This is a genomic window from Acidithiobacillus ferriphilus, from assembly GCF_028215975.1.
In the GTDB taxonomy this organism is placed as follows: Bacteria; Pseudomonadota; Gammaproteobacteria; order Acidithiobacillales; family Acidithiobacillaceae; genus Acidithiobacillus; species Acidithiobacillus ferriphilus.
The window spans coordinates 851,517-871,016 of the sequence record NZ_CP116458.1; the positions used below are offsets into that span (position 1 = coordinate 851,517).

The 19,500-nt window shown below is 60.2% G+C and carries 19 protein-coding genes and 2 tRNA genes; 10 read left to right on the top strand and 11 right to left on the bottom strand.

What is annotated here, in order from left to right; translation table 11 throughout:
• Window positions 1-51 precede the first annotated feature (51 nt).
• The 8 genes from PJU76_RS04180 to PJU76_RS04215 all read left to right on the top strand — a co-directional run bounded on the left by PJU76_RS04180 (window position 52) and on the right by PJU76_RS04215 (window position 7,440).
• Window positions 52-144: transfer RNA gene (locus PJU76_RS04180), tRNA-Ser, on the top strand.
• 221 nt (window positions 145-365) lie between these two features.
• Window positions 366-692, top strand: a complete 327-nt coding sequence (gene trxA / locus PJU76_RS04185; protein ID WP_014028549.1) for a thioredoxin TrxA — start codon at window positions 366-368, stop codon at window positions 690-692.
• The gene (gene rho, locus PJU76_RS04190) at window positions 689-2,065 is read left to right on the top strand and encodes a transcription termination factor Rho (RefSeq protein ID WP_436396000.1); all 1,377 of its coding nucleotides are present in this window, start codon (window positions 689-691) and stop codon (window positions 2,063-2,065) included. The genes trxA and rho overlap by 4 nt, the downstream gene beginning before the upstream one ends.
• Before the next feature lie 75 nt (window positions 2,066-2,140).
• Entirely contained in the window at window positions 2,141-2,344 is a 204-nt protein-coding gene (gene rpmE / locus PJU76_RS04195) for a 50S ribosomal protein L31 (RefSeq protein ID WP_064218811.1), read from the top strand.
• 6 nt (window positions 2,345-2,350) lie between these two features.
• Complete coding sequence (locus PJU76_RS04200; protein ID WP_271780609.1) at window positions 2,351-3,589, top strand: malic enzyme-like NAD(P)-binding protein; 1,239 nt, start codon at window positions 2,351-2,353, stop codon at window positions 3,587-3,589.
• Between the two features lie 6 nt (window positions 3,590-3,595).
• On the top strand, window positions 3,596-4,651 hold the full coding sequence (locus tag PJU76_RS04205) for an AI-2E family transporter (protein WP_271780610.1): 1,056 nt from the start codon (window positions 3,596-3,598) through the stop codon (window positions 4,649-4,651).
• 149 nt (window positions 4,652-4,800) lie between these two features.
• Window positions 4,801-6,477, top strand: coding sequence for a dihydroxy-acid dehydratase (gene ilvD / locus PJU76_RS04210; protein WP_271780611.1), 1,677 nt, complete (start codon window positions 4,801-4,803; stop codon window positions 6,475-6,477).
• 6 nt (window positions 6,478-6,483) lie between these two features.
• Window positions 6,484-7,440, top strand: coding sequence for a LabA-like NYN domain-containing protein (locus PJU76_RS04215; protein WP_271780612.1), 957 nt, complete (start codon window positions 6,484-6,486; stop codon window positions 7,438-7,440).
• A 7-nt stretch (window positions 7,441-7,447) separates the two neighbouring features.
• On the opposite strand, the gene argA is transcribed toward PJU76_RS04215, so the two are convergent.
• The 4 genes from argA to PJU76_RS04235 form a co-directional block, all read right to left on the bottom strand.
• Window positions 7,448-8,761: an amino-acid N-acetyltransferase gene (gene argA, locus PJU76_RS04220; protein WP_271780613.1), complete on the bottom strand. Its 1,314-nt coding sequence runs from the start codon at window positions 8,759-8,761 to the stop codon at window positions 7,448-7,450.
• 11 nt (window positions 8,762-8,772) lie between these two features.
• Window positions 8,773-9,084, bottom strand: a complete 312-nt coding sequence (locus tag PJU76_RS04225) for a BolA family protein (protein ID WP_271780614.1) — start codon at window positions 9,082-9,084, stop codon at window positions 8,773-8,775.
• Window positions 9,081-9,383, bottom strand: a complete 303-nt coding sequence (locus tag PJU76_RS04230; protein ID WP_219616089.1) for a YciI family protein — start codon at window positions 9,381-9,383, stop codon at window positions 9,081-9,083. Before PJU76_RS04230 ends, PJU76_RS04225 begins: the two co-directional genes overlap by 4 nt.
• Window positions 9,384-9,462: 79 nt before the next feature.
• Window positions 9,463-10,026, bottom strand: a complete 564-nt coding sequence (locus tag PJU76_RS04235; RefSeq protein ID WP_271780615.1) for a septation protein A — start codon at window positions 10,024-10,026, stop codon at window positions 9,463-9,465.
• Between the two features lie 62 nt (window positions 10,027-10,088).
• On the opposite strand from PJU76_RS04235, the gene PJU76_RS04240 reads away from it, so the two are divergent.
• The gene (locus tag PJU76_RS04240) at window positions 10,089-10,964 is read left to right on the top strand and encodes an ATP-binding protein (protein ID WP_271780616.1); all 876 of its coding nucleotides are present in this window, start codon (window positions 10,089-10,091) and stop codon (window positions 10,962-10,964) included.
• A gap of 99 nt (window positions 10,965-11,063) precedes the next feature.
• On the opposite strand, the gene PJU76_RS04245 is transcribed toward PJU76_RS04240, so the two are convergent.
• A tRNA-Leu gene (locus PJU76_RS04245) sits at window positions 11,064-11,148 on the bottom strand.
• Window positions 11,149-11,201: 53 nt separating this feature from the next.
• Between PJU76_RS04245 and PJU76_RS04250 the strand changes: the two genes are divergently transcribed.
• Window positions 11,202-11,825, top strand: coding sequence for a nucleotidyltransferase (locus PJU76_RS04250; RefSeq protein WP_271780617.1), 624 nt, complete (start codon window positions 11,202-11,204; stop codon window positions 11,823-11,825).
• 14 nt (window positions 11,826-11,839) lie between these two features.
• Here PJU76_RS04250 and PJU76_RS04255 read toward each other — a convergent pair whose 3' ends face one another.
• The 6 genes from PJU76_RS04255 to PJU76_RS04280 all read right to left on the bottom strand — a co-directional run bounded on the left by PJU76_RS04255 (window position 11,840) and on the right by PJU76_RS04280 (window position 19,490).
• Complete coding sequence (locus PJU76_RS04255) at window positions 11,840-12,916, bottom strand: NADH:flavin oxidoreductase/NADH oxidase (protein ID WP_271780618.1); 1,077 nt, start codon at window positions 12,914-12,916, stop codon at window positions 11,840-11,842.
• Entirely contained in the window at window positions 12,913-13,641 is a 729-nt protein-coding gene (locus PJU76_RS04260; RefSeq protein ID WP_271780619.1) for a dienelactone hydrolase family protein, read from the bottom strand. Before PJU76_RS04260 ends, PJU76_RS04255 begins: the two co-directional genes overlap by 4 nt.
• Window positions 13,642-13,699: 58 nt before the next feature.
• The gene (locus PJU76_RS04265; protein WP_226817568.1) at window positions 13,700-14,317 is read right to left on the bottom strand and encodes a TetR/AcrR family transcriptional regulator; all 618 of its coding nucleotides are present in this window, start codon (window positions 14,315-14,317) and stop codon (window positions 13,700-13,702) included.
• Window positions 14,318-14,481: 164 nt separating this feature from the next.
• Entirely contained in the window at window positions 14,482-15,309 is an 828-nt protein-coding gene (nadC, locus tag PJU76_RS04270; protein ID WP_271780620.1) for a carboxylating nicotinate-nucleotide diphosphorylase, read from the bottom strand.
• Window positions 15,306-16,655, bottom strand: coding sequence for a Na+/H+ antiporter NhaA (nhaA, locus tag PJU76_RS04275; protein WP_271780621.1), 1,350 nt, complete (start codon window positions 16,653-16,655; stop codon window positions 15,306-15,308). Before nhaA ends, nadC begins: the two co-directional genes overlap by 4 nt.
• 18 nt (window positions 16,656-16,673) lie before the next feature.
• Window positions 16,674-19,490 (bottom strand): valine--tRNA ligase, encoded by a 2,817-nt coding sequence (locus PJU76_RS04280; protein WP_271780622.1) that lies wholly within the window; start codon window positions 19,488-19,490, stop codon window positions 16,674-16,676.
• Window positions 19,491-19,500: the final 10 nt, after the last annotated feature.

Here is a 19,500-nt window from a genome sequence, read left to right on the forward strand (position 1 = left end):
GGTGCGTCAGGTTTTGACCTCAGCCCCGGCACCGGTTAGAATCGTGCTACCGGAGAGATGGCCGAGCGGCTGAAGGCGCTCCCCTGCTAAGGGAGTATGGGGCTAAACACTCCATCGAGGGTTCGAATCCCTCTCTCTCCGCCACTCTTACTGGCTTGAAATCCTAACTTTAAAGTGACCGCTCATCGCTCTTGCATCCCAGTTTTATCGTGCTATCCTTCAACCACCTTATGGACTGAAAGAAGTGCTTATCTATGGGCGCCATCCGGCGCATGTGGTCCCGGCTTAAACCCCCCCGAAATGATAAAAATCTCAATGAATGTCCACCAAAGCGTTGTACCCAACTGACTGAGGAGCCCTCTCCAATGAGTGACGCTATTCTTTATGTATCGGATGACAGTTTTGAAACGGATGTACTGAAGTCCTCTAAACCGGTCCTGGTCGATTTCTGGGCCGAATGGTGCGGACCTTGCAAGATGATCGCCCCCATCCTGGAAGAGGTCGCTGGCGAGTATGCCGACCGTTTGCAGGTTGCCAAATTTAACATTGATGAAAACCCCGCCACTCCTCCTCAGTACGGCATTCGCGGTATTCCCACGCTGCTCCTCTTCAAGGCGGGCAAGCTTGAAGCTACCAAGGTGGGTGCTCTGAGTAAAGCCCAGCTGACCACATTCCTGGATAGCCAACTTTGAATACACCACGTCCTCGCCGTAAATCTCCCCGGATACCCAAGTCCTTCCCCAACGAAGACATTCTGCTAGACGACGAAGACGATAATACGCTTTGTCCGGCACCCGGCGCTTCGGCGATGAATCTGACCGATCTTAAGCGCAAAACGGCCGCTGAGTTGGCCGTGATCTGTCAGGAAATGGGGTTAGAGGGCACCGCCCGCCAGAAGAAGCAGGAAATCATCTTCAATATTCTCAAGGCGCACGCGCGCAACGGGGATGCCATTTACGGCGAGGGCGTGCTGGAAATTTTGCAGGATGGTTTTGGTTTTCTGCGCGCAGCCTCCGGGTCCTACATGGCAGGACCGGATGACATCTATGTCTCGCCTTCGCAGGTGCGGCGCTTTCATCTGCAGACCGGGGACACGGTTTCCGGGCAGATTCGCCCTCCCAAAGAGGGGGAGCGCTATTTCGCGCTGCTCAAGGTGGAGAGCATCAATTTCGAAGCGCCGGAAGCGACCCGCAACAAGGTGAACTTCGACGATTTGACGCCACTGTTCCCCGAAGAGCGACTGCGTCTGGAATCCGACAATATCCCCTACGGCGAAATGGCGCCGCGGATCATTGACTTGGTGTCACCCATCGGTAAGGGCCAGCGCGGTCTGATCGTCGCCCCGCCTAAAACGGGGAAGACGGTGTTGCTGCAGCAGATCGCCCACGCCATCACCGCCAATCATCCTGAATGCTATCTGATCGTGCTGCTCATTGATGAGCGTCCGGAAGAAGTGACGGAAATGCAGCGTTCCGTGAAGGGCGAGGTGGTCTCCTCCACCTTTGATGAACCGGCGACGCGCCACACCCAGGTTGCAGAGATCGTCCTGGAAAAGGCCAAGCGCCTGGTCGAGCACAAACACGATGTGGTCATTCTGCTCGACTCCATTACCCGTCTGGCGCGCGCCTTCAACACGGTGGTGCCATCCTCCGGCAAGGTGCTGACTGGCGGCGTGGACGCCAACGCGCTGCAGAAGCCCAAGCGGTTCTTCGGCGCTGCACGTAATATCGAAGAGGGCGGCAGTCTGACCATTATTGCCACGGCCCTGGTGGAAACCGGTTCCAAGATGGATGAAGTCATCTTCGAGGAGTTCAAGGGTACCGGTAATATGGAAGTCCACCTCGACCGCCGTCTTGCTGAGAAACGCACTTATCCGGCCATCAATCTCAATAAATCCGGTACGCGTCGGGAGGAACTGCTGGTCCAGGCCGACATGCTCAGCAAAATGTGGGTGCTGCGCAAGCTGCTGGCACCCATGGATCCGGTGGAGTCCATGGAGTTCCTGCTCGACAAGGTGCGTGGTACCAAAACAAACGCGGAGTTTTTTGACTCCATGAACCGTTAAGCGGACCCGCTGGACGCCTGCCCTGTCCATCCCTATAATTCGCCTCTTTGTATCGAGGCCCCGAGAGTAGCTACCATGAAAACCGATATTCATCCCAAGTACGCAGAAATTACCGTCACCTGCAGTTGCGGCAACGTCTTCAAGACGCGCTCGACCGCGGGTCGCGACCTGCACATTGACCTCTGCTCCGAATGCCATCCCTTTTACACTGGTAAGCAGCGCGCCGTTTCTGCCGCTGGTCAGGTAGAGAAATTCCGCAAGCGTTACGGCGGTCAGTAACTCGCCATGACGGAGACCGATGCCCAGGCAGATTTGGGGCGACGGGCGCTGGAGTATCACGCCCGCGCGCCAACGGGTAAGCTTTCGGTCATACCGAGTAAGCCCTGCGGCAGCCAGGAAGATCTGTCTCTCGCCTACACGCCAGGCGTCGCGGCTCCGGTGCGGGAGATTGTTGCCGATCCGGACAAGGCTTACGACTACACCGCGAAGGGTAACCTCGTCGCCATAGTCAGTAATGGTACGGCGGTGCTTGGTCTGGGCAACGTCGGACCGCTGGCGGGCAAGCCGGTCATGGAAGGCAAAGCACTGCTCTTCAAGCGCTTCGCGGATATCGATGCTTTTGATATCGAAGTGCAGGCGCGCGATGCCGGACATCTCATCGACGTGGTGGCGGCCATCGCCCCCGGTTTTGGCGGCATCAATCTGGAAGACATCGCCGCTCCGACCTGTTTTGAGGTCGAGGAAGCTTTGCAGGCCATGCTGAACATCCCCGTATTCCACGATGATCAGCATGGTACGGCCGTGATCGTGGCCGCTGCATTGCAGAATGCACTGGAGTTGCAGGGTAAGGAGTTAGGTCGCGTCAAGGTCGCTATTGTGGGTGCGGGTGCCGCCGGGATTGCCATTGCGCGGATGTTGCGGGCGCTGGGCGTGGCTGATATCTTCCTGAGCGACTTGCACGGCGTGCTGCACAGCGGACGCAGAGACCTTACCCAATGGCATCAACCCTTTGCGACGGCACCCCAGGACTGGGATCTGGCGGCGATGTTGCGCGGTGCCGATGTGGTCATCGGCGTCTCTGTGCGCGGTGCTATTCCGGAAGCGGCGTTACCGATGCTGGCGCCCAAGCCAGTGATTTTTGCACTCGCCAATCCCGATCCTGAGATAGACCCCGCCATAGCGCGGCGCCTGCGTCCTGACGCCATTGTCGCCACGGGTCGCTCGGATATGCCCAATCAGGTCAACAATGTGCTGGGTTTTCCTTTCCTCTTCCGCGGCGCGCTGGATTGCCGGGCCCGGCAGATCAACCAGCCCATGCTGCTGGCGGCCGTGGATGCTTTGGCGAAGCTGGCGCGGGAGCATGTGCCGGATGAGGTGCAGGCCGCTTACGGGCTGACTGCGCCGCAAGGTCTGGCTTTTGGTCCCGAGTACATTATCCCCAAGCCGCTGGACCCGCGCCTACGATCGCGGGTCTCTGGCGCGGTGACCGTTGCCGCGCGAGAAAGCGGCGTCGCGCGGCGTTAGATCACGATGCGCCTCGCGGATCTGACGGTTCGCGATCTGCGCTTCGCCTCCGGCCAATTGCTCGCCGCCGTTCTTTTTTTTGCTCTGATCTGGAAAATCCTTTCTCCCTTTTTGCCGGCCCTTGGTTGGGCGGCCATTCTCGTTTACGCGACCTGGCCGCTGGCTGGTCCTATGCGCCGACATTGGTCGCCCGTGCTGGCAGCAGCAGGCGCTACCCTCATGCTGGCGCTGATCGCTATTCTTCCCGTACTTTTTCTGAGTATCACTCTGGGGACGGAGTTGCACCATCTACTGACCGACCTCGCCAGCCAGGATGCACACACGACCCTGGAAGCAAGGCTGAATCGGATACCTTGGGTGCACGATCTGCTCGCCCAGATTCCTGCCTCCTGGAAGGCGAAACTGATGCCCGGCGCGTTGTCTCCCGACCTCTCCGCCTGGGCGGGGCGGCTGGGCAGTATTGCGGGCGGGATCGGGCGTTTCGGCGCTTTGCTTATGCTCGTTCTCATCACCGCCTTTTTCTTCTACCGGCATGGTGAATTACTGTTGGATCAGTTGCGCCGTTTTGTCGGTCAGGTGCTGGGACAGCGGGGCGACGCTTATCTGCGGACGGCGGCCAGCACCATCCGTGCGGTGATTTACGGCATTCTGGCGACTGCGGTGGCGCAGGGAGTCCTTGCGGGAGTGGGTTACGCGGTGGCAGGACTGTCGGCGCCGGTATTACTGGCCACCATCACCCTGCTGTTTTCCTTTATTCCTTTCGGTACACCCCTGGTTTGGGGCGCCGCAAGTCTCTGGCTGCTCTTCCAGGGCGACATCTGGGCGGGATTAGGGCTGGCTCTGTGGGGTGCGCTGGTGGTGAGCTGGATTGATAACCTGATTCGCCCGCTGGTGATTTCCAGCGCGGTACGGATTCCGTTTTTGCTGGTGTTCTTCGGGGTGCTGGGCGGCATTCTCGCCTTCGGTGTCCTGGGGCTGTTCCTGGGGCCGGTGCTGCTGGCCGTATTGTTGGCGATATGGGATGCGTGGTTGCGGCCAGCGCCTGCTGCGCCGCAAGGTTGAATGTCCGCTTCTTGGCCTGTCTCCCACTTGGCCCTATACTCTAGGCACTAACCAGACGGTCAGTGTGCTTTTACTCTGCACCCTGTCGCGCCGCTATCAGGGTGCTATCCACGCGATGCATCCCCCGCTGAACTTGCCACGAGGATTCCATGCGCTCCGATATGATCAAAAAAGGCTTTGAACGCACCCCCCACCGCGCCCTACTCAAGGCCTGCGGTGTCACCGATCAGGATATGGATAAACCTTTCATCGGGGTGGCGAATTCTTATATTGATATCATTCCCGGTCATGTGCATTTGCAGGAGTTCGGCCGCATCGTCAAGGAGAATATCCGCGCGGCGGGGGGGGTGCCCTTCGAGTTCAATACCATCGGCGTGGATGATGGCATCATCATGGGTCATGATGGTATGCGCTACTCGCTGCCGAGCCGTGAACTGATTGCGGACTCCATCGAAACGGTGGTGCAGGCCCATCATCTGGACGCGCTCATCTGTATCCCCAACTGCGACAAGATCGTGCCCGGCATGATCATGGGCGCGCTGCGTTGTGACGTGCCCACGGTATTTGTCTCCGGCGGCCCCATGGAAGCCGGACACCTGTCTGACGGAACGGCGATCGATCTGGTGACGGCCTTTGAGGCGGTCGGTCAGTTCAAGCGCGGGCAAATCACGCAGATACGTCTCAAAGAAATTGAAGATAAAGCCTGCCCGACCTGTGGATCCTGCTCCGGCATGTTCACGGCCAACAGCATGAACTGCCTGATGGAAGTCCTCGGGATTGCGTTGCCCGGCAACGGCACCATTCTGGCGACCGCGGCGGCGCGCCGCGACCTGGTGCGTCAGGCGGCGGATCGAGTGGTGGCGCTGGCCATGGCGGGCGGGCCGACCATGCGGCAACTGGTGGATTTCGATGCCATCGACAATGCGTTCATACTGGACATGGCCATGGGCGGTTCCACCAACACGGTGCTGCACACCCTGGCTATCGCCCGGGAGGCCGGTCTGCATTATCCGCTGGCGCGGCTGAACGATCTGGCGCAGCAGGTGGCCTATCTCGCCAAGGTGTCACCGGCCTTGTCCACAGTGCATATCGAGGACATCGGTCGCGCTGGTGGCATCCCCGCCATTCTGCATGAGGTGCACAAGCGCAACCCCGACGTACTGCATCTGGACAAGCCGACGGTCAGTGGCCAGAGTTTGCGGGAGGTTGTGACAGCGGCGGCGGTGAAGGACAGCAAGATTATCCATTTGGCCAATGATCCCATTTCGCCCACCGGCGGCCTGCGGGTGGTCTTCGGCAATCTCGCGCCGGAAGGAGGCGTTGTCAAAATCGGTGCGGTGCTGCCGGCCATGCGGAAATTCTCGGGACCTGCGAAGATTTTTGAGAGCATGGAAACGGCGGCTGATGGCATTCTTGCCGGCGAGGTCAAGGCTGGTAATGTGGTGGTTATCCGTTACGAAGGTCCGAAGGGCGGCCCCGGTATGCCGGAAATGCTGACACCTACCGCCAATATCATGGGCATGGGGCTGGGCGAAAGTGTGGCATTGATTACCGATGGCCGTTTCAGTGGGGCGACTCGCGGGGCCTGTATCGGCCATATCTCCCCGGAGGCCGCGGAGGGCGGCCCTATCGGTCTGCTGCAAGATGGTGACATTATTTTTCTTGACCTCGATAACGGCAAAATCCACGTCGACTTGAGTGATGCGGTATTGGCCGAACGCCGCAAGCATTGGGTGCCGATCGAAAAACCACTGAAGTCATCGTGGTTGCGTCGCTATCGTAAGTTGGTAACCAACGCCGCCAACGGCGCAATCCTGGAATCCTGAGCATTTATGAGTAATGGTGAGCTACATATTGGCGTCTATGTGGATGCCGAAAATATCCGCTACAACGGCGGCTATTCCATGCGTTATGACATACTGCGGCGCTTTGCCGGACGGGAAGGCGAGGCGCGGCTGCTGCGCCTGAATACCTATATGGCGGTGGATGATGAGCGCATGAAGCGCGACCGTGAATACCGGGAGCGGATTCGTGGCTATCAGCAGGCGGTGCGCGATCTGGGCTGGAAAATCATCGAAAAGCCGGTACGTTGGTTCGTGGACGAAGAAGGCAACAGCATGTCCAAGGCCAATGCTGATCTCGATCTGGCCGTGGACGTGATGCTGCAGTCGGAGCGGCTGGATCAGGTGCTGTTGGTCACCGGCGACGGAGACTTCCTGCAGGTCGTGCGCGCCCTGCAGAACAAGGGGTGCCGGGTCGAAGTGCTGGCCTTCCGTAATGTTTCCCGGGAATTACAGCACGAGGCCGACGCCTTCTATTCGGGTTATCTGGTGCCGGGTCTGATTCCCTCGCGCGGTGATGCGCGGGTGCCGTGGGGGGAGCTGGGTTCACGCATCCGCGGTATTTGCATCCGCTGGGAGGCCGATCGTGGTTTCGGTTTCATCCGCTTTCTGACCGCCATTTCCGCCCGTTTGTGGGTGACGGACACCCGTCAGGAAGATTCTCCTTACGAGTCGGCCTTTGTCCACATTTCCGATTTGCCGCGCGCATTGGACACGGATGACCTCCCGAGCCGGGATATTATTCTGGAGTTTGATCTTGAGTCCAGTGAGACGGAAAAGGGTGGCTTCATCGCCCGCCGCTGCACCGTGGTCAATCGTTATGATGGACGCACTGGAGGTCTGGCTAAGCTGCCCGACCGCGCCGTCGCTATGGAACGGGAAGAGGAGGAGGGGCCGTCTTCGGAAGGCGAAGCAAGGGAGATTGCGGCAGCCGCCGACCCCTCCTGACCCCGCTTCAGGCCTTCACGCTGCGAAAAAATACCTGACTGCGGCGTTGGAAGTTGTAGAGGTGCTGCCGTGGTACCGGTAAATCCTCCAAGGCGCCGTTGTGAAAATTGCGCTCCAGAAACCAGTGGGTCGTCTGGGTGCTGAGCACAAAGATCCGTTCCAACTTCTGCTCACGCGCCCGTTCCTGACAGTAATCGAGCAGCCGCTCACCGCGCCCCTGGCGACGATAGTGGTTGTCTACCGCGAGGCAGGCGACTTCGGCCATTCCCTGATCAGGGTAGGGATACATGGCCGCGCAACCAATGATCTTGCCGTCCCGCTCCATGACCACAAAGTGGTCTGCTTCCATTTCGAGGCGTTCCCGGCTGCGTCGCACCAGCACGCCGCGCTCTTCCATGGGGCCGATCAGGTCAAGGATGCCGGGGATGTCGGCGACGGTGGCGGTTCGCAGATGTTCAAAAGGGTCTTGCGAGATGAGGGTGCCGAGACCGTCGCGCGTAAAAAGTTCGCGCAGCAACGCACCATCCACATGCCGGGATATGAGATGGACACGATCCACCGTTCCGGAGCAGGCGATCGCGGCGCTGTGCAGATGCTCGCGCAGGTCGCCTTGAATGTCGTCCCGGGTGAGCAATCCCGGCAGTTCAGACAGGGTGATCTGGCGCAGGAGTTGGCCCTGGGCATCGGTCACGCCGTCTTCATCCATGAAAAAAACCAGCTTGGCGGCGTGCAAGGCCAAGGCCGCCGCTACGGCCACTTCTTCCGCGCGGATGTTGAACAGGGTGCCTGTCGGTGAGACGCCGATGGGGGAGAGCAGGACGATTTCATCGGCGGCAAGATGGCGTTGGATGGCCTCCGTCGCCACCCTTCGTATTTGCCCGGTATACTGGTAATCCACCCCCTCCAGCACCCCAATGGGCTGGGCGATGATGAAGTTGCCGCTGACCACCTGCAACCCGGCATGGGCCATGGGCGAGCCCATTTGTCCCTCGGACAACGCCGCCTCCACCACCAGACGGGCGCCGCCTACCGCCTCGCGGAGTATCTGCATGGCCGCCAGGTCGGTGATGCGTTTGCCGTTGACCCGCTCGGTGCGCAGTTGATGGGCCCGCAGTGCCGCGTCGATCTGCGGCCCGGCCCCGTGCACCAGGACGACATTGATGCCCAGGCTGTTGAGCAGGGCGATGTCATGGGCGAGGCTGCGAATGCTGCCGTCCGCCAGGGCGTCGCCACCGAAATTGATGACGAAGGTCTGCCCGCGAAAGCGATGAATGTAGGGCGAAGACTCGCGGAAGCCGCGGACAAAGCCACTGGCTGTCATTATCCCGGTCCTTAAAGGACGTTCAGGGCGATGGTCGGGCGCGGTGTTTTGGGCTGGTTCTGGGCGGCGAACTCCTCCGGGCTATAGGCCTTGATCGATAGCGCGTGTATCTCCTGACGTACCGGGTCGGTGGCCGTATTGACCAGACGGTGTCGTGCCAATGGGGGCAAGCCCGCGAACCGGCTGCTGACAATGCGCACCTCGTAATGCCCGCCATCGCCGGACGACGCATGACCACTGTGGGCTTCCGTCCGGTCATCGATTTCCAGGAATTCAGGATTCAGGGCATCACGCAATAAATTACCAAGGATTTCCTTGTTCATGGCAAAAATACTCCTTTATAAGGGCGAACGCTGACATCCGCGTAAACGCCGGCACTGAGATAAGGTTCGGCGGCAGCCCAGGTATGGGCATCCTCCAGCGAGTCAAAGCGGGCGATGATCAGGCTGCCGGTAAAGCCCGCTTCGCCCGGCTCTTCACAGTCTATGGCGGGGAATGGCCCCGCCGTCAGTAAACGCCCCTCGGATTGCAACTGATGCAGGCGCGCCAGATGATCACCCCGTGCCGTCTGGCGTATGCTCAGGGAATCGGGATTGTCAGTGCCAATAATGCAGTAATACATGGGCCATTGGATCCTGTCGGTGAGGTGTATGCTCCTAAAATTGCCCCATTTGCGGCAACTTGGCAACTGTCCCTGCTAATCAGCGACTAGCCGATGAATCGCTATCCTTAGCCTCTTGCGGCAAGGCACGCGAGATCACCACCGCTTGAAAGAGCACGAAAATGACCGTGAGGGCGAGCATGCCGAAAAGCTTGAAATCCACCCAGATACCTGTCGAAAACGCATAGGCCACGATCAGATTCAGGCCTGCACCGAAGAGAAAGAAGGCAATCCAGTAGCTATTGAGGCGCCGCCAGAAAGACAAGGGCAGCGTGGCCGGCAGTTGTCCGCCCATCAGGCGCTGCAGGAGGGGTTCCTCGCGCCAGTGGGTAAAGAGCAGGGCGGCCGCGAACAGCACATAGAGAATGCTGGGCTTGATCTTGATGAAGGTGTCGTTATGAAAATACAGGGTCAGGCCGCCGAAGGTCAGGATCAGCAGAGTGGAGACCCAGGTCATGGTCTCCACTCTGCCCCGCCGCCACCACTGCCAGGCCATCAACAGGATGGCGGCAACGATGAGCACCTCGGTGGCCGTGTAGATTCCGTGAATCCTGTAGGCCACGAAAAAGAGGATGATGGGGAGGAAGTCGGTAAGCAGTTTCATGACGCGCCACGGTAAATGGGTTAAGCTAGTGGTATCTAATCACAGAAAGGAGTCCGTGGACAGTGGAACGTCAACAGGTGATTCAGGGCTTGGCCGCCCTTTTGGGGGACAGTAGCAATCATCCTCTGCCCGATTTTTCTGGGGTAAAGGCCGTCCGCTGGCGCCATCTGCCTCTTGGTGGCCGTCTGGAAGGGGTGGCGCGCGTGGACTTGCCGGAGATGGACGAACTGCTCGGTATCGAAGACAGCAAGGCCGCACTGGACTTGAACACCCGCCAGTTTGTCGCCGGTTTTCCCGCCAATGACGCCTTACTCTGGGGTGGGCGGGGCACGGGCAAGTCTTCGCTGGTCAAGGCGCTCCTGCGTCGCTATGCGGATCGCGGGCTGCGAGTGGTCGAAATTGATCCGGACGGCATTCTCGACCTGCCGGAGATTCTCGCCGCGTTGCAGGCAGCGGACCCGCAACAGGCCTATTACTTTGTGCTCTTCTGCGACGACCTGTCTTTTGGTGCCGATGACCCCGGCTACAAGGCCCTTAAATCTCTGCTGGACGGCGGTGTGGAGGCGCGCCCGGACAACGTGCTGCTCTACGCCACCAGCAATCGTCGCCACCTGATGCCGCGCCACTTCGCCGACAATGAGGAATATCATCGCCACGGTGAAGAAATCATCCCCGGCGAGACAGCGGAAGAAAAAATCAGTCTTTCCGAGCGTTTCGGCTTATGGCTGGGCTTTTATCCCTTTGATCAGGCCATGTATCTGGATATTTGCGCCATCCATCTGCAGCGCCTGGAAGTGCGGACGCCGCCGGCGGAATGGCGGGAGGAAGCCCTGCGCTGGGCTTTGCAGCGCGGCTCGCGCAGTGGCCGGGTGGCGCGGCAGTTTGCCCGCCACTGGGCCGGATCCAGGGCCTTGGCAGTCGCCGCGCAGACGATCTAATTCCGCACACCGTTCATGTGGATCAGCGCGTACACCTGGTCAGAACGGCAGTTTCCTGCCAAATGACCATTTACACAAAAATTCTTACACCCCCGTTATTGGTGCGAAAGGCGAGACTCGAACTCGCACGGCCTAAACCGCTGGAACCTAAATCCAGTGCGTCTACCAATTCCGCCACTCTCGCAATTGCGCTATCTTATGCGGAATACCGTTTGCAGACAATGACCGCGGGGTGTAATGATGGCCAGGTTACAGCAACAATCCCGTTTGCGGCGCTTGCTGGCGGTGGAGTCGGCGCGGATTATGGCCGACGAGGGGGTGTCCGATTTTCGGGCAGCCAAGGAAAAAGCGGCGCGTCGCCTGGGCGCCAGCGGCGACGCCCAGCAGGGCTGGCCAAGTAATGCGGAGATCGAAGCAGAACTCCAGTCTCGTCTACAGCTTTTTCATGGCGAGGCGCATAGTGCGGAGTTGCGTCGGCTCCGCGAGCAGGCGGCGCAATCCATGCACTGGCTTGCGGAGTTCCAGCCGCGCTTGATCGGACCGGTATTGAGTGGAACCGCGACGCGCCACGCGGCCATTACGCTCCATCTTTTTGTTGATACGCCGGAGAGTGTGATTTTTTTTCTGATGGATCAGCAGATCGCGTATGAAGAGACCTGGCAGCGACTTCATTATGGGGATGCGCAGGCTCGCGACTATCCTTCCTTAAAGTTGAATTACGCTGGTGCAGACTTACGTCTGATCCTCTTTGAGCTGGACGAAGATCGGCGCAGCCCTGCGTCACCCGTGGATGGTAGGCCTTTGCGGCGGGCGACGCTGGCACAGTTGCAGAAACTGTTGGAGGAGGGCTCACCGCCCTGATTGATCTCAGCGTATTAGGGGCGTGGCTTGGCGCGATCGTACTGTACGGGCCAGGTGAGGTCTACGCCCAGTTCCTGTGCTGCATGCAGGGGCCAGTAGGGATTGCGCAGGAGCTCCCGGGCCAAAGCCACCGCATCAGCCTGTTCGGTAACCAGAATGTGTTCCGCCTGCATGGCCTCGGTGATGAGGCCGACGGCGACGGTGGGTATGCCCACCTTCCGCCGGATGGCGCTGGCGAAGGGTGTCTGGAAGCCGGGACCGGCGGGAATGACCGCATCCGGCGTCATGCCACCGCTGCTGCAGTCGATGACGTCTACGCCGCGCGCCTTTAATGCGTTGGTGAGGGAGATGGACTGCTCCAGATCCCAGCCGCCGCGTACCCAGTCGGTGGCCGAAATACGTACCCAGAGGGGCAGGTGTTCGGGCCAGACGGCGCGCACGGCAGCGGTGATTTCCAGCGGCAGGCGCATGCGGTTTTCCAGGCTGCCGCCGTATTGATCGCTGCGCTGGTTGCTGATGGGGGAAAGAAAGCTGTGCAGCAGGTAGCCGTGGGCCATGTGCAGTTCCAGGACCTCGAATCCCGCTGCCAGCGCGCGCCGGGCTGCGGCTACGAAGTCCTGGCGCGCTTTCTCCAGGTCTTGATCGTCCATGGCGTGGGGCAGGGTGTGGCTGGGGCTGAAGGACGGGGCGCTGGGCCCCAGAGGTTCCCAGCCGCCCTCGGCATCGGGCGCAATGGGGTTGCCACCGAGGAAGGGCGGCTGGGTGGACGCCTTGCGTCCCGCATGGGCGATCTGGATGGCGGTGACCGCCCCCTGCGCCTTCATGAAGGCGACGATGGGGGCCAGTGCCTGCGCCTGTCCATCCGTCCAGATACCGAGGTCGCGGGGAGAAATGCGGCCTTCCGGACTGATGGACGCCGCTTCGACCATGACCAGGCCAGCGCCGCCTACAGCGCGGCTGCCAAGGTGCACCATGTGCCAGTCGCGTGCCACCCCGTCGGGGGTGGAGTACTGGCACATGGGTGCTACGCAGATGCGGTTACGCAGGGTGATGCTGCGCAAGGCCCAGGGAGAAAATAGCCGCTGACTCACGCAGACGCTCCGAGATAATGCGTGAAGTGGTCCAGGGTCAGGCGCCAGCCTTCCTGCGCGGCCTCCGGACGGAAGCTGTCCCGGGGATCGGCAAAGAAGCCGTGTGGTGCATCCGGGAATACGGTCAGGGTATAACGCTTATGGGCGGTGCTGAGCGCACTGGCAATACGACCATGTTCTTCGGGCGTGATGGATTGGTCCTCAGTGCCATAGAGCAGCAGCAGCGGCGCCCGCATTTGATGCACCAGATGCAGCAGTGGCTTGCGCCCGACCGGGTCCAGATCGGGTGCGATACCGGCGCCATAAAAGGCGACGGCGGCACTGAGTCGGTCGGCATGGACGGCATTGGCCATGAAGGTGAGGCGCCCGCCCATGCAGAAGCCGAGTGCGCCGATTGCGTCCTTGCGCACTTCGCTACGCTGATGCAGTGCCTGAATAGCGAGTCCGGCTTCCGCCATGGCGAGCTCATCATTGAGCGTTTTGAGATGGCCGATGGCCCTGTCAAAATCGGAATATTCATAAGTTTTACCATGATAAAGGTCAGGCACGATGGCACAAAACCCCGCCCGGGCAAGACGCTCAGCGACATCCTGAAAGTGCTGGTTGACGCCAAAGGCTTCGATGAACACGACTATGGCCGGGTGTGGACCCGCAGTGCCGGGGCGGGCATACCAGGCTCGTGGGCCGTCTTCCAGTTGAATCCATTCAGAGCTAATCTGCGACATGATATTTATATTTCCTCTTTAAAATGGCGTGTATCCGCGGCCTGATACTGGGCAGCGGTCAGGCGGCCAGTGATTTGACATAAAGTTGTAGCTGGCGCAGGCATCGCTGATAGGCTTCGACAGATTGGGCATTTTTACCCAGGCCGACGCAGCCTTCAATCGCGGCAACAATAAAGAGCGCCACTTCTTCCGGTTCGACATCGGCCCGCACCTTGCGGGCAAGTTGCCCATCGGCCAGGGCTGAGGCCATGACCTCGACCCAGCGATCCAGAATCTGTTGCAGGCCGTGGCGGAATCCTTCATCGAGAGGACTCATTTCCTGAATCAGATTGTTGAGGGGACAGCCATAGCGGATCACTGATTCGTCAGCCATCTTGATTTTTTCTTCGAGAATACGCTGGAGGCTGGCCAAGGGGTCATCGTGCTCGGTAAAAGGCGCGAACCAGCGCGTCGCCAGTTGTGGCGCGATAACTTCTTCGATCACGGCAAGACCGAGGTCGCGCTTGGTGCTGAAGTGATGGTAAAGAGCGCCTTTGCTTACCGAGGTGTTGGCAAGGATGCGTTCCAGGCTGGCGGCCTGAAAGCCGGATTCCAGAATCTCGGTGTAGGCGGCCCTCAGCAGATCGCTGCGCGTCTGCTCCGGGTTACGGGTTTTTCGTATGGGCTGTGTCATCATGTGAAAAAAATACCGACCAATCGGTATCTTGTCAAGAAATTCGGGTTTTCATCTTGGCAAGCCGGATCTGCAGCCAGAACCGGGAAGTGCCGACGGCGGCGGAGTGGATGAGATGCTGCGCGGTCTGGAAGCGGCGGCAAGGGCTTGCTTGAATGGAAAAACGCTCAGAGATAGCGCAGCGACAAATCCAGGCTGCGCAGATTCCGGGTGAGGCTACCGACGGAAATGAAATCCACCCCGGTGGCCGCCACCGCAGCGATATTATGCACGCCTATATTCCCGGAGGCCTCCAGGGGCAGGCGCCCGGCGACCCGCTGCACGGCATGGCGCAGATCTTCCAGGGGGAAGTTGTCGAGCAGCACCATATCGGTGCCAGCCGTCAGCGCTTCTTCCAACTGCAGCAGATTTTCCACTTCGACCTCTATGCGGGTTAGCGCCGGGGCAATCTGCCGCGCCGCCTGGAGTGCCGCAGTGATGCTCCCGCAGGCGGCGATATGGTTTTCCTTGATGAGAATGCCGTCGTAGAGTCCTAGACGGTGATTGTGACCGCCACCGATCCGGACCGCATACTTCTGGGCTTGGCGCAGGCCGGGGATGGTCTTGCGGGTATCCAGGAGGCGCGTTTTATGGCCGCTCAGGGCATCGACATAGGCACGGACCTGGGTCGCGGTGCCGGACAGAGTCTGTAGAAAATTCAGCGCCGTGCGCTCGCCGGAAAGCAGTGCGCGCGCCGGACCCTCCAGAATGCAGAGGACTTGATCGGGGGCAACGCTGGCACCCTCGGCGATTTGCCAGTGTATTTGGATAGTCGACGAAAGTGCCGCAAAGGTGTTTTCGGCATAGCCCTGTCCGCAGAGGATACCCGCCTCACGGCTGAGGATCTGGGCGCGAAGTTGGGTGGCGGCGGGGATCAGCGCCGCCGTCAGGTCACCGCTGCCGATGTCTTCGGCGAGGGCCTGTTGTACCGCAAGTGATAAGTCAGCAGGAATCATGCAGGAGCCTCGTTGCGGTCGACCCAGAAGAGCCAGGTCAGACCGATAATGGCGGCGATCAAGGAAGCGAGGAGAATGCCCAGCTTGGCTTCTTCTTGCAGATTGGGGGCGGTAAAGGCCAGTTGGCTGATGAATAAGGACATGGTGAAGCCGACGCCGCCCAGCCAGGCGGCGCCGAGCAGGTGCCGCCATTGTACGCCGTGGGGCAGACGCGCGATTTTGAGGCGCACCGCAATCCAGCTACTGAGACTGATCCCGATAAATTTGCCCAGCACCAGGCCCAGACAGGTACCCAGGGTGACCGTACTGAACAGCATTCCGGTGGATACCTGCGCGAAGTTGATGCCCGCGTTGGCCAGGGCAAAAATAGGGATAACCCCGAAGGTGACCCAGGGCTGAACCACGTGTTCGAGGCGCTGTTGTGGCGCGATGGCTGCGGAACTGCTGTGTTGCAAGCTCTGGATGATGCCGGCGAGCTGGCCATTCACCAGAGGATCAAGGCGCTTGCTGTGGATGATGGTATCACGCAGGTTTTGCCCGCGGGCACTCAGGACGTCGGCCAGTTCGTCAGGCCGGATGCGGCCGCGGGCCGGTATGGTGAAGGCCAGCAATATCCCGGCGACCGTGGCATGCACCCCCGACAGCATGACGAAATACCAAAAGGGCAGTCCTAACAGCAGATAAGGCAGGGGATTACGGATGCCGCCCTGATTGAGAAGAACCAGTATGAGGAATAAAATTCCGGCGACGATTAAGGCGGCCACGTTGAGTGCCGGTGTGTAATAAATGGCAATGACGAGCACTGCGCCGAGATCGTCGGCAATGGCCAGTGCGGTGATGAAAATAATCAGGTTGCGGGGGATGCGCCAGGCCAGCAGCACCAGGATACCGATGGCGAAGGCAATATCCGTCGCCATCGGAATGCCCCAGCCTCCCGCAGCGGGGCCACTGGGATTGAACTGGTGATAGATAAGCGCCGGGGCAATCATGCCCCCCAGGGCCGCAATGATGGGCAGGGCGGCATCGGCCAGGGAGGAGAGTTCCCCCACCAGAAATTCCCGTTTCAGCTCCAGCCCGACGACAAAAAAGAACACCGCCATCAGGCCATCATTGATCCAGTGATGGAGGCTTTGATCCAGCGCCCAGCCACCCCAGTGCAGTCCCAGGTGCTCTTCCCAAAAGGCGTGGTATGGCACATGCCAGACGGAGTTGCTGATCACCAGGGTCAGGATCGTGGCGGCGATGAGGACGATGCCGCCCGCCGTCGCCCGCCGCAGAAACTGCTCGAAGGGTGACAGGATGCGCCCGAATAAAGGCTCCAGCGGATAAAGCCGACGTTTAGCCATGCCGGTCCCGGCACCCGGTCACAAATGCTCCAGTCGCTGTGCCTGTTCACTGAGTTGCAGCAGGGCGGCATCTATTTCGTGCAGGCGCTCCTCCTCCATGGCGACGATTTCGGCGGGCGCGCGGCTGCGGAAGCTTTCCTGGCCCAGCTTGGCCGTGGCCTTGGCATGATCCTGTTCCAGACGCTGCCGCTCTTTGGCCAGACGCGCACGTTCGGCAGCCACGTCAATGACCCCCGCGAGGGGGACGAGGACGCGTAGATCGCCGACCAGTTGCAGGGCGGCAGGTGGTGCTTCTGCTTCGCTGTCCAGCCATTCCAGGCTGGCGAGGCGACCGAGAGCGAAGAGCCAGGGCGCATATTGTTCGGCACGCTGGCGGTCGCCGCCATTGCCTCCCTGCAGCAGCAACGGCAGCGCTTTGCTGGGCGCGATATCCATCTCGCCACGCACCGAGCGGATGGCGCGGATGACGGCAATCAGCCATTCCGTATCGCCATCCGCCTGAACGTCGATACGGGAGAGGTCGGCCACCGGATAGGCGGCGAGGGCAATGCTGTCGCCCGCCTTGCCGATCATCGGGGCTATCCGTTGCCAGAGTTCCTCGGTGAGGAAGGGCATCACCGGGTGCATCAGACGCAGGCCAGCCTCCAGCACCCGCAGCAGGGTATTGCGGGTGCCGCACTGCTGCGCCAGGGTAAACGGGCTGCCTTCGCGCAGGATCGGTTTGGTCAGCTCGATATACCAGTCGCAGTAGTCATTCCAGAAAAACTGGTATAGCGTATGGGCGGCATCAGCGAAGCGATACTGGTCGATGGCGCTGTTAACCGCCGCTTCGCAGTGCTGCAGGCGGCCGATAATCCAGCGTTCCGGTGCCAATAATTCGCGCTCGCCTTCCAGATCGGTCTGATTTTGTATCTGCATCAGGGCAAAACGCGAGGCGTTCCAGAGCTTGTTGCAGAAGTTGCGATTCCCTTCCACCCGTTTCAGGTCAAACCTGATGTCACGCCCCTGGGTGGCCAAGGCCGCAAAGGTGAAGCGCAGAGCATCGGTGCCAAAGGCCGGAATGCCATCGGCGAATTCCTTGCGGGTCGCCTTTTCGATCTTGGCCGCCATCTGCGGCTGCATGAGGCCACGCGTGCGCTTGGCGACGAGGTCTTCCAGGCCGATGCCGTCGATGAGGTCGATGGGATCAAGGACGTTACCCTTGGACTTGCTCATCTTCTGGCCCTCGGCATCGCGCACCAGGCCGTGGACATAGACTTCATGGAAGGGCACGTCGTCCATAAAGCACAGACCCAGCATGATCATCCGCGCCACCCAGAAGAAAATGATGTCGAAGCCGGTGACCAGTACACTGGTGGGGTAGAACTGGGCAAGGTCCGGTGTTTTTTCCGGCCAGCCAAGGGTGGTGAAGGGCCACAGCGCCGAACTGAACCAGGTGTCGAGCACGTCTGGATCGCGTTCCAGGACCACCGGCATGCCGTAATGGCGCGCGGCCTCCATTTGCGCTTCTTCTTCATGGCGGGCGACAAAGATTTTGCCGTCAGGACCGTACCAGGCGGGAATCTGATGTCCCCACCAGAGTTGGCGGGAGATGCACCAGTCTTCAATGCGATGCATCCAGTCGAAGTAAGTTTTGTTCCAGTTTTCGGGCACGAAGCGGATGCGACCTTCTTCCACCGCGCGGATGGCCGGTTCGGCCAGTGGCGCGACCTTCACATACCATTGATCCGTCAGGTAAGGCTCGATGACGGCCTGGGAGCGGTCGCCGCGCGGTACCATCAGCTTGTGCTCATCCGTGCGTTCCAGCAGATTCTCCGCCTCCAGCAGGGCGAGAATCTGCTTGCGGGCCGCATAGCGGTCCAGGCCGCGTAAGGCTTCGGGGATGTTTCCGGCAATGATGTTGTCGCCAAAGACCTCCAGTGAATCGCGAATACGGGCATCGGGGGTAAAGACATTGAGCAGGGCCAGGCCGTGTCGCTGTCCCACCTGATAATCGTTGAAGTCGTGGGCCGGGGTGATTTTCACGCAGCCGGAACCGAATTCCGGATCGACATAAGCATCGCCGATGATGGGGATTTCGCGGCCCATGACCGGTAGCCGCAACGTCTTGCCAATGAGATCGGCATAGCGCGGATCTTCGGGGTGCACCGCCACCGCCACGTCGCCCAGCAGTGTTTCCGGACGGGTGGTGGCCACCACGAGGGAACCACTGCCGTCGCTGAGGGGGTAACGGATGTGCCAAAGGAAGCCTTGCTCTTCTTCACTGATGACTTCCAGATCAGAGACTGCGGTGCGCAGGACCGGATCCCAGTTCACCAGTCGCTTGCCGCGGTAAATCAGGCCCTTGTCATGCAGGCGGACAAAGGCCTCGGTGACGGCATGGGAGAGGCTGCTATCCAGCGTAAAACGCTCCCGCGACCAGTCGCAGGAGGTGCCCAGCCGCCGCATCTGCCGGGTGATATGCCCGCCTGATTCGTGTCGCCATTGCCAGACCCGCTCCAGAAAGGCACCGCGGCCCATCTGCTGGCGGTCACCGCCTTCCTGTACCAGTTGTCGTTCCACCAGCATTTGGGTGGCGATACCCGCATGGTCGGTACCCGGCTGCCAGAGGGTGCGCTCGCCGCGCATCCGATGGACGCGGGTGAGGATATCCATGAGCGTGTCCTGGAAAGCGTGCCCCATGTGCAGGGTGCCGGTGACGTTGGGCGGTGGCAGCATGATGCAGTAGGGTGTGCCGTCGCCTTCCGGCTGGAACAGACCATGGGCTTCCCAGCGCGTGTAGCACTGAGTTTCGATTTCGGCGGGGGCGAAGGGGCGGTCCAGAGTGTCAGTCATGATAGGGCGT